Source organism: Stenotrophomonas sp. Steno-Z10-HUANG, assembly GCF_056393075.1.
Genome location: NZ_JBWJPA010000010.1, coordinates 1 through 13,087, shown reverse-complemented (window position 1 = coordinate 13,087; position 13,087 = coordinate 1). Strand labels below are relative to the sequence as shown.

Here is a 13,087-nt window from a genome sequence, read left to right as displayed (position 1 = left end):
GCGTCGCTGCGCCGCCATCGCCTATGCTGTCCGCATGGAAGCAGGGCAACACGCAGAAGACATGCCGCGGCGGGCGCTGGTGTTCGGCGGCAGCGGGCAGATCGGCGAACGGCTGCTGGCCGGGCTGCTGGCCGATGGCTGGAGGGTGCAGGCCGTGTCGCGCGCGCCGCGTGCGGCCGCGCCGGGGCTGAGCTGGCGACAGGGCGACCTGTCCGGCGACTGGCGGGACGATGGCCCGTTCGATGCGGTGTTCAGCTGCGGCCCGCTCGACCACTTCGCGCGCTGGTACCAGGCCGCGGACATCGCCGCGCCGCGGGTGGTCGCGTTCGGCTCGACCAGCGTCGAGGTCAAGCAGGACTCGCACGAACCGGCCGAGCGCGATGTCGCCCGCCGCCTGCGCGAGGCCGAGGCCGCGCTGTTCGCCGCCGCACGCGCCCGTGGCGCGGCCGCCACGGTGTTGCGGCCGACCCTGGTCTACGGCGCCGGCCGCGATGCCACGCTGACCGCGATCGCGCGGCTGGCCACCCGCAGCGGCGTGTTCGTGCTGCCGGCCGGGGCCGACGGCCTGCGCCAGCCGGTGCACGTGCAGGATCTGGCCGACGCCGCGCTGCAGGTGTTGCGGCACCCGGCCACCGCCGGGCACGCCTATGCGCTCGGCGGTGGCGAGCGCCTGGCCTATGCGGAAATGGTGCGGCGGGTGCTGGCGTCGCTGCAGCCGCCGCCGCGGCTGTTGCGGGTGCCGGCGCCGCTGTTCCGCGGGGCGTTGGCGATGGCCCATGCCATCGGCCGCCTGCGCGGCATGAACGCCGCCGCGCTGGCACGCATGCGCGAGCCGCTGGTGTTCGATATCGACCCGGCACGACGCGACTTCGGCTATGCGCCACGCCCGTTCCATCCCACCCGGGACATGTTCGGGCTGTAGTGCGGGGCTCGCCCCGCACGGGCTTTGGCGCGGTGTCGCATGCGCGGCGGGCCCCGCATCCACGGTCCCTGGCCTGCCCGCGGGTGCGCGCCGCTCAGTACTTCCAGCGGAACTGCCGGTACAGCTTGGCCAGCACCCAGATCGGCCCGATCAGCAGATAGGTCAGGTCGGTGAGAAAGCTGGGCCGGCGGCCTTCAATGTGGTGGCCGATGAACTGCGCGATCCAGGCGACGACGAACACGCCGACGCCGGCGTACAGCAGGCCGCGCACGCCGATGCGGTCCTCCAGCAGCCGGCACAGGCAGCCGGAGACGAAGAACAGGATCAGCATGCCGATGCCCAGCGGCCGCGACAGGCGGTTGTAGTACGCCCATGCGCCGAACATCGCCAGCGCCGCCCAGATGCCGTTCTGGAACCACGGCAGCAGCGGCGGGATGCACCACAACAGGGCGATCACCGACCACAGGATGGCCGGCACCGCGACCACGTGGATGGCCTGGTTGACGGGATTGCGGTGGTCGCCGGAATAGCTGGCGAACCAACGGTCGATGGGGCGTGCGGCACTCATGTCCATGCGGCCTCTTCTCCCGGCAGGGGCGGTGGCGCGCGCCCGGACGGGCGCGCGGGGGAACTCAGTCGATGTGGATGCCCGCCAGCTTCTGCAGGGCCTCGGCGTACTTGTCGCGGGTGCGCGCGATCACCTCGGCCGGCAGCGCCGGGCCCGGGGCGGTCTTGTTCCAGTCCAGCGTTTCCAGGTAGTCGCGCACGAACTGCTTGTCGTAGCTCGGCGGGCTGGTGCCGACCGCGTACTCGTCGGCCGGCCAGTAGCGCGAGGAGTCGGGCGTGAGCATCTCGTCCATGATGTACAGGCGGCCGTCGGCGTCGGTGCCGAACTCGAACTTGGTGTCGGCCAGCAGGATGCCGCGCTCGGCCGCGTACTCGGCGGCGAACTTGTAGATGCGCAGGGTCGCGTCGCGCACCTTCTCGGCAAGCTCGGCGCCCACCGCCTTGACCATCGCGTCGAAGTCGATGTTCTCGTCGTGGTCGCCCACCGCGGCCTTGGTGGACGGGGTGAAGATCGGCTCGGGCAGCTGCTGCGCCTGCTGCAGGCCGTCGGGCAGCTTGATGCCGCTGACCTGGCCGGTGCGCTGGTAGTCCTTCCAGCCGCTGCCGATCAGGTAGCCGCGGGCGATGGCCTCCACCGGCACCGGCTTGAGCCTGCGGGTGACCACCGCGCGCCGGGCGTACAGCGCCGGGTCCACGCCGTCGGGCAGCACGCTGGCCACGTCGATGCCGGTCAGGTGGTTGGGCATCAGGTGCGCGGTCTTGGCGAACCAGAAATTGGACACCTGGCACAGCATCTCGCCCTTGCCCGGGATCGGGTCGGGCAGCACCACGTCGAACGCGGACAGGCGGTCGGTGGCCACGATGAGCAGGTAATCGCCGGCAGGCGTGTCGGCCGGCAGGCGTTCGCGCGGGATATCGAATACATCGCGCACCTTGCCGCGGTGGCGCAAGGGCAGGCCGGGAAGATCGGATTGCAGCAGCGTGGTCGGCACGGGCACTCCTGGAACTTGGCGATGAAGCCGTCGGCACAGGACCCGGGGGGCCCGCGGCGGGACGGCGGGCGGCCTAGTGTAAGGCCGTCCGGGGCGGCTGTGGCATAAAATACGGCCCCGATCTTCAAGGCCACGGCCCCGCCCATGCGCTGGTACGGAAAACTGCTGGGATTCATCGCCGGCGCCCTGCTGTTCAGGCCCAACCCGCTGTTCGGCGCGGTGGTGGGCATGCTGCTGGGGCATGCGTTCGACAGCGACTGGTTCAGGCTCGGCAAGGACCTGCCCTACCGCGAGCTGGGGGTGACCCGCGAGGCCAGCGATGCCGAGATCGACCTGGCCTACCGCCGCCTGATCTCCCAGTACCACCCCGACAAGCTGGCCGGTGCAGCGCCCGAACTGCGCGCCCAGGCCGAGAAGAAGGCCCGGCAGATCAACGCCGCCTACGACCGCATCAAAACCCTGCGCAAGCGCTGAAAGGCCCCGTCATGTCCAACTGCATCATCGCCCCGTCCATCCTCTCGGCCGACTTCGCCCGGCTCGGCGAGGAGGTCGACACCGTCCTCGCCGCCGGTGCCGACTGGGTCCATTTCGACGTGATGGACAACCATTACGTGCCCAACCTGACCATCGGCCCGATGGTCTGCCAGGCGCTGCGCAGGCATGGCGTGACCGCGCCGATCGACGTGCACCTGATGGTCGAGCCGGTGGACCGCATCGTGCCGGACTTCGCCGAGGCCGGCGCCAGCCTGATCAGCTTCCACCCGGAAGCGTCGCGGCACGTCCACCGCACCATCCAGCTGATCAAGGCGCATGGCTGCAAGGCCGGTCTGGTGCTGAACCCGGCGACCCCGGTGGAAGTGCTCGACTGGGTGCTGGAGGACCTGGACCTGGTGCTGCTGATGTCGGTCAACCCCGGCTTCGGCGGCCAGGCGTTCATTCCCTCGACCCTGGAAAAGCTGCGCGCGGTGCGGGCGATGATCGACAAGCTCGGCAAGCCGGTGATCCTGGAAGTGGACGGCGGGGTCAAGGCCGACAACATCGGCCAGATCGCCGCCGCCGGCGCCGACGCCTTCGTTGCCGGCTCGGCCATCTTCAACGCCCCGGACTACGCGCAGGTGATCGCGCAGATGCGCGCCAACGTCGCCGCGGCGCGGGGGTGAGCATGGCTGCCGGCCTGCATATCCGTCCGGCCACCGCCGATGATGCGGGCCTGATCCTGCATTTCATCCGCGAACTGGCGATCTACGAAAGGGCCGAATCGTCGGTGCAGACCGACGAGGCCGGGATCCGCGCCAGCCTGTTCGGTGCCGATGCCAAGGCGCAGGCGCTGGTCTGCGAGCGCGACGGGCAGGCCATCGGCTACGCGGTCTACTTCTACAACTATTCCACCTGGCTGGGCCGCAACGGCATCTACCTGGAAGACCTGTACGTCAGCCCGGAACATCGCGGCTGCGGGGCGGGCAAGGCACTGTTGCAACACATCGCGCGGCTGGCGGTGGCGCAGGGCTGCGGCCGCTTCGAGTGGTCGGTACTGGACTGGAACACGCCGGCGATCGACTTCTACCGCGCCGCCGGCGCGCTGCCGCAGGACGAGTGGACCGTGTACCGGCTGCAGGGCGACGCGCTGCGGCGGTTCGCCGAGGGCTGAGGCACGGCATGGGTGCCGGCGTCGCGGTAACCGCCGCGCCGGCCGGCACCGGCAAAAAGAAGGCCGTGGCATCGTTGCCACGGCCGGGGGAATTCGTGGGAGGCTGATCCTGCCTCCATCCATCGTCCCTGCTATGGCCTTCCATGCTCCGCCGGTTCGATGACGCGGCGATGACGAACGCGTTGCGGTTGCGTGGCGGATGCACATTACAGCGCGTTCATGCGTGCGCCACGCTCCCGTTAGCCGGCGCGGCGCAATCTGTCGGCGATGGTTGGAAACGCCATCTTCCCGAACTTCCACGCTGTAGCCCGCCCAAAGGATCACGCATATGAAGACCTCCGCCCTGCTCCTCGCCGTCGGCCTGGCCCTGGGGGCCGGCACCGCGTTCGCCGCCCAGTCGACCCCGGCCACCCCCGCCACGCCCGCCACCCCGGCGGCCCCGGCCATGCAGATGGCGCCGGCGGCCAAGACCGCCACCGCGCCGGCCACCAAGCACCACGCCAAGAAGCACCACCACCACGCCGCCGCGGCCAAGCCGGCAACGCCCGCCACCCCGGCAGACGGCAAGTAAGTCCCCGGCCCGGGAGGGTCACGCCGGTCCGTCGGCCGGCGTGATCCGCCTGCGTCCGGTCGAGTCACCGTGACCGAGGGCAGGGCCATGAACACCGGCATCCATCACCCGTATTCGCTGGCGGCCCTGGTCATGCTGGCGGTCCTGGCGGTCCTGGGGGGCACGGGGTTGCCCGGCAGACCTGCGGCCCCGGCTACGCCCGCGGACGCCAGTGCGCCGGCTTCCGCACCCCGCCCGGCAACGGCGAAGGTGCTGCCGCGCTGCCTCAAGCGCAGCGCGCTGGGCAAGTGCGAGCGCCGCGCGCCAGCCGCGTCCGGCGGCAACCGCGCCGCCCCCGTGGCAACGCCCGCTCCGACCCGCTGAACCGCGCCGCCGCCGGCGCTATGCTTGCCCGACCCAGGCCACAGCCACGCCGTCATGCGCATACTGGTCGTCGAGGACGATACCCAGATTTCGGCCTACATCGCCAAGGGACTGCGCGAGGACGGGCACGTCGTCGACTGCGTGGACAACGGCCGCGATGGCCTGTTCATGGCCACCACCGAAACCTACGCGGCGGTCGTGCTGGACCGCATGCTGCCCGGCCTGGACGGGCTCACCGTGCTGCGCACGCTGCGCGGCGCCGGCAATACGGTGCCGGTGCTGCTGCTGACCGCGCTGGCCGATGTCGACCACCGGGTGGAAGGCCTGCGCGCCGGTGCCGACGACTACCTGGTCAAGCCGTTCGCGTTCGCCGAACTCAGTGCCCGGCTCGATGGTCTGTCGCGGCGCGCTCCGGGGGCATCGCCGGCCGCCGTGTCGACGCGGCTGCAGGTGGCCGACCTGGAACTGGACCTGCTGCGCCGCACCGCCTCGCGCGCAGGCCGTGCCATCGACCTGCTGCCGCGCGAGTTCATGCTGCTGGAGTACCTGATGCGCAACGCCGGTCGCGTGGTCACCCGCACCATGCTGCTGGAGTCGGTGTGGAACTACCATTTCGATCCGCAGACCAACGTGATCGACGTGCACATCAGCCGCCTGCGGCAGAAGATCGACCATGGCTTCGCCACGCCGCTGCTGCATACGGTGCGCGGCGCCGGCTACCGGCTCGACGGCTGATGCGCCTGCCGCGCTCCACCACCTCGCGGCTGGCGCTGGCGGTGTCGGTCGCGTTCCTGCTGGCGTTCATCGTGCTCGGCACCGGCGTCTATGCCGCGGTGTCCGCCCTGCTCGAGCGCGACGCGCACGAGGTCGTGCGTACCGACGCGGCCGGGCTGCGCGATCTCTACCGGCACGCCGGCTACGCGCGGCTGCGCGAGGAACTGCAGGGGCGTATCGGCACCCCGGACGACCCGGACATGGTGTACATGCTGCTGGACGCGCGCGGCGAGGTCATCGTCGGCACGCTGGCGAGCGTGCCGGGCTGGACCGCGCATGCGCGCTGGCTGGAGTTCACCGACGTCGAGGCCGACGACGCCCCGCGGGTGGTCGCGCACCAGCAGCGGCTGGACAACGGCCAGTACCTGGTCGCCGGCCTGCGCATGCGTTCGGAGGACGGCTTCCTGCGCCTGATCCTGCATTCGGCGCTGGCCGCGCTGCTGGCCGCGGCGGTGATGGGGGCGATGGTCGGCGGCTGGACCTCGCGCTGGGTGGCGCGCCGGCTCGGCAGCCTGGACCGCACCGCCGAGCGGGTGGCGGCCGGCGAAATGGACCTGCGCGTGCGCAGCGATGGCAGTGGCGATGCCTTCGACCGCGTCGCGCTGCGCTTCAATGGCATGCTCGACCGGATCCAGGCGCTGCTCGACGCGGTGCGCCACGCCACCGATCACATCGCCCATGACCTGCGCACTCCGCTGAGCCGCCTGCGCACCCGGCTGGAGGCGATGCGCGCGGTACCGGCCATTGCCGCGTCGCCGGCGGCGCTGGCCGAACTGGAGTCGGGGCTGGCCGAGGCCGACGGCCTGCTGCAGTCGTTTTCCGCGCTGCTGCGGCTGTCGCGGATCGAGGCGCAGGCGGCGACCACCGACGATGCCACCGTGGTCGACCTGGACCAGCTGGTCGCCGACGTGGTCGAGCTTTACCAGCCGGTCGCCGCGCAGCGCGGCATGCGCCTGTGCGTCTCCGGCGTGCCGCTGCAGGTGGCGGGCGACCCCGACCAGCTGTTCCAGGTGCTGGTGAACCTGCTCGACAACGCACTCAAGTACGGGCCCACCGGCGGTACCGTCAGCGTGGACACGGCGGTGGACGGCGAGCATGCCGTGCTGCGCATCCGCGACCAGGGCCCGGGCATCCCCGAAGGCGACCGCCAGCGCGTGTTCGATCGCTTCGAGCGCCTGCAGGCCGACCGCGGCCAGCCCGGTACCGGGCTGGGCCTGAGCCTGGTGCGCGCCATCGTCAGCCGCCATCGCGGCACCGTTGTGCTGTCCGCGGGCGACCCGGGCCCGGGCGGCACCCCGGGGCTGTGCGTGACCGTGCAGCTGCCACGGCGGCCGCCCGCTGCCCTGGCCTGAGGCCCGTGGAGGGGCGCCGCGCACCCCCAGGCGGGCTTGGACAGTTGCCCCTGCAAGCGTTCCGGCCGGGCATCGCGGCCCCCCGCTGCGGCCCATTTGCGGTACAGTTGCGCGGTGTCCATTCTGACGACCAAGCGTTCCCTTTCTTCCGCTCGCCGCTGGTGGCGATGGTGGCCCGTTGCCGTCGTCCGTACCGCCACCGTCGATTCCCGGAAGGAAAGCCGTCTTGATCACGCAAGAGCAGTTCCAGCAGCAGGCCGCTGAAGGCCATACCCGCATCCCCGTCGTCCGCGAAGTGCTGTCCGACCTGGACACGCCGCTGTCGGTCTACCTCAAGCTCGCCGACGGCCCGCATACCTACCTGTTCGAATCGGTCGAGGGCGGCGAACGCTTCGGCCGCTACTCGATCATCGGCCTGCCGGCGCGGCGCATCTACAGCGTCCGCGGCCATACGCTGGAAGTAAGCGAACTGGGTGAAGTGATCGAACGCCGCGAGGTCGCCGACCCGCTGGCCGAGGTCGAAGTCCTGCGTGCGCAGCACTCGGTGCCACAGTTCGATGGCCTGCCGGGTTTCACCGGCGGCCTGGTCGGCTGGTTCGGTTTCGAGTGCATCCAGTACATCGAGCCGCACCTGGGCGCGGGCGACAAACCCGACGAACTCGGCACACCGGACATCTACCTGATGCTCTCCGAAGAGCTGGCGGTGTTCGATAACCTCAAGGGCCGGCTGTACCTGATCGTGCATGCCGACCCGGCGCAGCCGCAGGCCTGGGCCCGCGCCAACCGCCGCCTGGACGAACTGGCGCACCGGCTGCGCCAGGGCGGGGCCGGCTACCCGCAGGCGCAGGTGTCCGATGCCATCGACGAGCAGGATTTCCAGTCCTCGTTCACCCGCGAGCAGTACCACGCGGTGGTGCGCAAGGCGCAGGAGTACGTGCGCGCTGGCGACATTTTCCAGGTGGTGCCGAGCCAGCGCCTGCGCGTGCCGTTCCGTGCGCGGCCGATCGACGTATACCGCGCGCTGCGGGCGCTGAATCCGTCGCCGTACATGTATTTCATCGACGTCGGCGGCACCCAGGTGGTCGGCTCCTCGCCGGAAATCCTCGCGCGGCTGCGCGATGGCATGGTCACCGTGCGCCCGATCGCCGGCACCCGCCCGCGCGGCGCCACGCCGGAGCAGGACAAGGCGCTGGAGGTCGAGCTGCTGGCCGATCCCAAGGAGCGCGCCGAACACGTGATGCTGATCGACCTGGGCCGCAACGACGTCGGCCGCATCGCCGAGCCGGGCACGGTGAGGGTGGGGGAGCAGTTCGTGATCGAACGCTACAGCCATGTCATGCACATCGTCAGCGAAGTCACCGGCACCTTGAAGGCCGGGTTGAGCTACAGCGACGTGCTGCGCGCCACGTTCCCGGCCGGCACCGTCAGCGGCGCGCCCAAGATCCGCGCGCTGGAGATCATCCGCGAGCTGGAGCCGGTCAAGCGTAACGTCTACTCCGGCGCGGTCGGCTACATCGGCTGGCATGGCGACGGCGACACCGCCATCGCCATCCGCACCGCGGTCATCCAGGGCGGTTACCTGTATGTGCAGGCCGGCGGCGGCGTGGTCTACGACTCCGACCCGGACGCCGAGTGGCAGGAGACCATGAACAAGGGCCGCGCGCTGTTCCGCGCGGTGGCGCAGGCGGCGAAAGGGCTGTGAGGTGAACGGCATGGCCGCCAATTGCCTGCCAGTCGTCCTGCTCGCTGCAGTGATGGGAGCGGCGACGACGGTGTCCTCTGCGCGAGCCGCTGGCACCGTGGATGGCGCGCAGGCGGCGGTCCGTGCCGAAGGCAGGGTCGTTCATTACGACGGCCGGATAACGCAGGCCTCCGTTGCCGCGGTACGCATGCTGCTTGAGGCCGACGGCTCGTTGAAGGAACTGGCGATCCGCTCGGGCGGCGGCGATGTCGAAGCCGGGCTGGCGCTGGGCGGGCTGGTCCGTGACCGCGGCCTGGACGTGCGCGTCGTCGGTGATGTCTGCATGTCGTCCTGCGCGAATTACGTGTTTCCGGCAGGTCGGCGGAAGATCGTGGAAAGCGGCGCGCTGGTGATCTGGCACGGCTCCATGATCCAGAAGAATCTGCTTGAGGATTTTGATTACTCGGGCGTGCAGAAGCAGCTCGGCCGGCCACCTACCTGGTGGGAGCGGTGGTCCATGAAGCGGACGGCCAGGCAGTGGCTGCGCAGGATCTCGGCCGAGCAGGCCGCGTTCTACGCCAGGATCGGAGTCGATCCGCGGATAACGGTGCTCGGCCAGCTGCAGGACTGCGGGTGCAACTGGACCGTTACGGTCGCGGACATGGCGAAATTTGGAATCGATTCGGTGGCGGCCGACCCCGCTTATGGCATGCCCGGCTACGGGCGCTGGGACGGGGAATGGCGGCTGGTGGCCGACCACCCGCAGCCGCTCGCCGCAACAGGACAACGATGAGAGACGAACCATGCTGTTGATGATCGACAATTACGATACGAGTCCTTGGGCGTCCATAGTTGTCCGTTGATTCGATTGAAATTGCTTGTTTTTAAGGGTTTTTGTTTCAGGCTTGTCCGCAGGGGTTCGTGGCAAGCCGACGAAAAAGCGGGTATCGTTGCGGGTATCGAAAAGCCCGTAATCGGCATATGCCCCTGACCGACGCGAAGATCAGAACTGCCAAGCCCGGAGCCAAGCCGCTCAAGCTCACCGATGGCGGCGGGCTGTATCTTGAAGTGCGTCCGAGCGGCAGCAAGCTGTGGCGCTACCGCTATCGCATCGGCGACAAGGAGAACCTCTACGCCTTGGGCGAGTACCCGAGCGTCTCGCTTTCGGAGGCGCGTGCCGAGCGCGACAAGGCGAAAGCGCTGGTCAAGCAGGGCTTCCATCCAGCGCATGAGCGGGCACGCACCAAAGCCGAATCCGTGGCCTCGAACGCCAACACCTTCAAGGTCATGGCGAAGGAATGGATCGAGGAAAACCGCAGTCGCTGGTCGACCTACTACGTCAGTCAGATCGAGTCCTACTTCGACCGCGACGTGTACCCGAAGATCGGGCGTCGTCCCATGCGCTCGATCACCTCGGCGGACGTGCTGGAAATCGTGAAGGCAATCGCCGGGCGCGATGCGAAGACGGCGGCGATCAACGTGCGCCAGTGGATTTCGGCGGTGTTCGGACGCGCCATTTCGCATCTGAAGGCGGATGCCGATCCGGCCATCGCGTTGCGTCGTGCTGTTGTCCGTAACCCCATCCAGCACGCGCGTGCGTTGACTGAGGCGGAGATCGAGCAGTTCTTCATCAAGCTGCAAGGTTTCGGCGGCAATCGCACGACGGCCATCGCCATGAACCTGCTGGCGTTGCTGTGGACGCGAACGGCGGAGCTGCGCAAGGCCGAGTGGACGGAGTTCGACCTGAATGAAGCGACCTGGGTTATTCCAGCAGGTCGCATGAAGCGGCGCAGGAAGCATCTGGTGCCGTTGCCGACGCAAGCGGTGGCGCTGCTCACCGAGTTGCGCGGCATCACCGGGGCAGGGACGTACCTGTTCCCGAATACGCGCCGCCCCAAGGACGTGATGAGCGCGACGACCATCAACCGTGCACTCGAATACATGGGCTTCGCCACCGGCAATGTGACCGGCCATGACTTCCGCGCCACGGCTTCAACCCACCTGCACGAAAAGAAGTTCCGTGACGACGTGATCGACGTGCAGCTTGCCCATGCCAAGAAGAGCCGAACGGATGCGGCTTACAACCATGCGGTCTATCTGGACGAACGCATCGCCATGATGCAGGCGTGGGCGGATTTCCTGGACGAGATCGCGGCGCGTGCCGCCGCGAAGCCCAAGGTCAAGGTGGCGAGGAAGCGGCGTCCTCGCAAGGTGGTTGCCCGATAGCGGGGAAGTTCCTTGTGAAGTGTGGAGGTGTGAGCAGATGTTGCTTGTAAAAACCCAATAAAAACAACAGGATGAATTTATATTGCCGATTAGGTATGATGGCGGCGTATCAGCGCAGGCAGATGGAGGGTCACATGGACATTGCAGCTCGAATCAAGCGATCCGTCGCCAATCGCAGCGATGACGTGTTCCTGCGCGAAGAATTCGACCGCTTCGGCAGTCCGGCGCAGGTGGGGCGTGCCTTGCTGCAAATGCAGCGCGAGGGTTCGCTGGTGCGTCTTGGCAAAGGCGTGTATGCCAAGGCTGAAACCAGTGTTCTGTCCGGCAAGCCGATTCCTGCGCAGCCGCTGGATGTTCTGGCTCCGCGGGCGCTGGAAAAACTGGGCGTCACCGTTCGCCCGAGTCGCTTGGTGCAGGCGTACAACGAAGGCCGGAGCACGCAGATTCCCGCAGGCATTGTCATCGGCATCGGCAAGCAGCGTGTCACGCGGAAGTTGGGTTTCAATGGCAAGTTCGTCAAGTACGAGCGTGCATGAAAGTCCTATCCGAAGAACGCAGCAAGTGGATCAAAGCACTCTCGAGTGAAAGCCCGCAGGAGTTTCCTGTTGGCTTGCTGGAAAAAGACGAGCATCTGAGTGACGCGCTGGCGGCTTTGTTCGCCTTGCAATTGGACGACATCACGCTGGTCTTCTGCGGCGGCAGCAGCTTGTCGAAATCGCATGGCGTGATTGAGCGCATGTCCGAAGACGCCGACGTGAAGGTGGTGTTGTCTCCTGCGCTATTGCGGCTGTCCGGAAATCAGTTGCGCGGTCGCTTGTCCAAATTGAAGGCCGCTGTCACTGAGGCATTGGCGGAAACGGGCTTGGAGCTTGAGCCTGGCAGTTCCACTGCACGCAACCAGAACCACTACTTCCGCAGCGAATGGCTTTATCAGCCTGTTTTCGCACCAGCAATTGGATTGCGTCCGCACCTGCAAGTCGAATTCACTGTGCGAACGCCAATGTTGCCAACGGTCGATTTGCCGATTGCACGTCTGGCTGATCAAATGGCTGGAAGGAAAACTGATTCGCCGAGCGTGCCCACCATTTCGTTGGCTGAAACCGTTGCCGAGAAGGTGCTGTCGTTCCTGCGGCGCTTCGCACAACACCGTGCTGGCGAAATGCGTCAGGACTGGGACACGACACTGGTTCGGCACATCTACGACGTGCACTGCATCTTCCGGCGTCATCCGGAAGTTGTCAGCGATGCGGCAACCGCCTTCCCGCAGTTGGTTGAAGGAGATCGGCAGGAGTTTGGCAGCCAGTCTCCCGACTTCGCGGAAAGCCCGAAGCGGGTACTTTCGGAAGCCTTGGGGAAAATTGCTGGTGATGTGCAGAGTCAGGACGAATACGCGCGTCAACTGCTGCCGCTGGTCTACGGCGGGGATCATCCAAGCTACGCGGAAGCATTAGCTAGCTTCGACGCCGTAGCAAAGGTTTTGATTAAGGGCTTGTGAGAAGTCGAGCAGCGATGTCCCGCTCAGCAGCAGGACAGAAAAAGCCTTGTCTGGAGCTTAGGCTTCGCTAGGCTCTTCGGTGTCCTCGATTTCAACCACGCCTTGCAGTAGCTCAGAATAGCGTTCCGCCAAATGCTTCAATGCCACATCTTCCGTGGCATCAAAGTCCAGTTTTTCCTTGAAGAATTGAAGTCGATCGCGGTTTTCGTCGAGAATCTCGCTCCACGTCTTGACGTAGATATGCACACTCTCGTCGCTTGTCTCGTACCTACCATTTTTTATCCGATATGCGGCATCTTCGGTTATCTCTGTGCTGACGAGCCAGAAATCCCAACTGCATCCAGTTTTGTCGAAACGCGAGTCTTTGGAAACGCTCCTTGCGTAATCAACGATTTGGTCTAGTTCTGACTTGCCAATTTTGACGGAAGGGCGCTTCAACTCGACGACTAAGTGTGCTGGCTTCTTTGCGCCATAGTGCCTAGCGGTTTTCGAGAAC

General features: G+C 67.2%; 16 protein-coding genes. 13 read left to right on the top strand and 3 right to left on the bottom strand.

The features are described 5' to 3' along the window. Positions 1 to 61 precede the first annotated feature (61 nt). Entirely contained in the window at positions 62 to 922 is an 861-nt protein-coding gene (locus AC06E6_RS13130) for an SDR family oxidoreductase (protein ID WP_478061631.1), read from the top strand. Positions 923 to 1,016: 94 nt separating this feature from the next. Here AC06E6_RS13130 and AC06E6_RS13125 read toward each other — a convergent pair whose 3' ends face one another. Together AC06E6_RS13125 and AC06E6_RS13120 are read right to left on the bottom strand one after the other, a co-directional pair. Further along, positions 1,017 to 1,496, bottom strand: coding sequence for an Mpo1 family 2-hydroxy fatty acid dioxygenase (locus AC06E6_RS13125; RefSeq protein ID WP_240212383.1), 480 nt, complete (start codon positions 1,494 to 1,496; stop codon positions 1,017 to 1,019). Positions 1,497 to 1,554: 58 nt separating this feature from the next. Then, complete coding sequence (locus AC06E6_RS13120; protein ID WP_161615165.1) at positions 1,555 to 2,481, bottom strand: phosphoribosylaminoimidazolesuccinocarboxamide synthase; 927 nt, start codon at positions 2,479 to 2,481, stop codon at positions 1,555 to 1,557. 144 nt (positions 2,482 to 2,625) lie between these two features. On the opposite strand from AC06E6_RS13120, the gene AC06E6_RS13115 reads away from it, so the two are divergent. The 12 genes from AC06E6_RS13115 to AC06E6_RS13060 all read left to right on the top strand — a co-directional run bounded on the left by AC06E6_RS13115 (position 2,626) and on the right by AC06E6_RS13060 (position 12,591). Beyond that, positions 2,626 to 2,955 (top strand): J domain-containing protein, encoded by a 330-nt coding sequence (locus AC06E6_RS13115; protein ID WP_104939728.1) that lies wholly within the window; start codon positions 2,626 to 2,628, stop codon positions 2,953 to 2,955. Positions 2,956 to 2,966: 11 nt separating this feature from the next. Continuing rightward, positions 2,967 to 3,641, top strand: a complete 675-nt coding sequence (rpe, locus tag AC06E6_RS13110; protein WP_240212382.1) for a ribulose-phosphate 3-epimerase — start codon at positions 2,967 to 2,969, stop codon at positions 3,639 to 3,641. Positions 3,642 to 3,643: 2 nt separating this feature from the next. After that, the gene (locus AC06E6_RS13105) at positions 3,644 to 4,129 is read left to right on the top strand and encodes a GNAT family N-acetyltransferase (RefSeq protein WP_054667848.1); all 486 of its coding nucleotides are present in this window, start codon (positions 3,644 to 3,646) and stop codon (positions 4,127 to 4,129) included. A 328-nt stretch (positions 4,130 to 4,457) separates the two neighbouring features. Next, complete coding sequence (locus AC06E6_RS13100) at positions 4,458 to 4,700, top strand: hypothetical protein (RefSeq protein ID WP_240212381.1); 243 nt, start codon at positions 4,458 to 4,460, stop codon at positions 4,698 to 4,700. An 87-nt stretch (positions 4,701 to 4,787) separates the two neighbouring features. Beyond that, positions 4,788 to 5,063: a hypothetical protein gene (locus tag AC06E6_RS13095; protein ID WP_240212380.1), complete on the top strand. Its 276-nt coding sequence runs from the start codon at positions 4,788 to 4,790 to the stop codon at positions 5,061 to 5,063. Between the two features lie 54 nt (positions 5,064 to 5,117). Further along, a complete protein-coding gene (locus tag AC06E6_RS13090; protein WP_104939725.1) occupies positions 5,118 to 5,798 on the top strand; it encodes a winged helix-turn-helix domain-containing protein in 681 nt (226 codons plus the stop codon). Beyond that, positions 5,798 to 7,189 carry a sensor histidine kinase gene (locus tag AC06E6_RS13085; RefSeq protein WP_240212378.1) on the top strand — a complete coding sequence of 464 codons (1,392 nt, stop codon included), beginning with the start codon at positions 5,798 to 5,800 and terminating at the stop codon, positions 7,187 to 7,189. The genes AC06E6_RS13090 and AC06E6_RS13085 overlap by 1 nt, the downstream gene beginning before the upstream one ends. A 226-nt stretch (positions 7,190 to 7,415) precedes the next feature. Further along, the gene (gene trpE / locus AC06E6_RS13080; protein WP_240212377.1) at positions 7,416 to 8,891 is read left to right on the top strand and encodes an anthranilate synthase component I; all 1,476 of its coding nucleotides are present in this window, start codon (positions 7,416 to 7,418) and stop codon (positions 8,889 to 8,891) included. A 10-nt stretch (positions 8,892 to 8,901) separates the two neighbouring features. After that, positions 8,902 to 9,663 carry a hypothetical protein gene (locus tag AC06E6_RS13075; RefSeq protein WP_240212376.1) on the top strand — a complete coding sequence of 254 codons (762 nt, stop codon included), beginning with the start codon at positions 8,902 to 8,904 and terminating at the stop codon, positions 9,661 to 9,663. A 188-nt stretch (positions 9,664 to 9,851) separates the two neighbouring features. Beyond that, on the top strand, positions 9,852 to 11,096 hold the full coding sequence (locus tag AC06E6_RS13070) for a tyrosine-type recombinase/integrase (RefSeq protein ID WP_478061625.1): 1,245 nt from the start codon (positions 9,852 to 9,854) through the stop codon (positions 11,094 to 11,096). Between the two features lie 134 nt (positions 11,097 to 11,230). Then, entirely contained in the window at positions 11,231 to 11,632 is a 402-nt protein-coding gene (locus tag AC06E6_RS13065; protein ID WP_478061623.1) for a DUF6088 family protein, read from the top strand. Then, positions 11,629 to 12,591 (top strand): nucleotidyl transferase AbiEii/AbiGii toxin family protein, encoded by a 963-nt coding sequence (locus AC06E6_RS13060; protein WP_478061622.1) that lies wholly within the window; start codon positions 11,629 to 11,631, stop codon positions 12,589 to 12,591. The genes AC06E6_RS13065 and AC06E6_RS13060 overlap by 4 nt, the downstream gene beginning before the upstream one ends. A gap of 57 nt (positions 12,592 to 12,648) precedes the next feature. On the opposite strand, the gene AC06E6_RS13055 is transcribed toward AC06E6_RS13060, so the two are convergent. Beyond that, a partial coding sequence (locus AC06E6_RS13055) for a hypothetical protein (RefSeq protein WP_478061621.1) occupies positions 12,649 to 13,087 on the bottom strand: 439 nt, incomplete at its 5' end.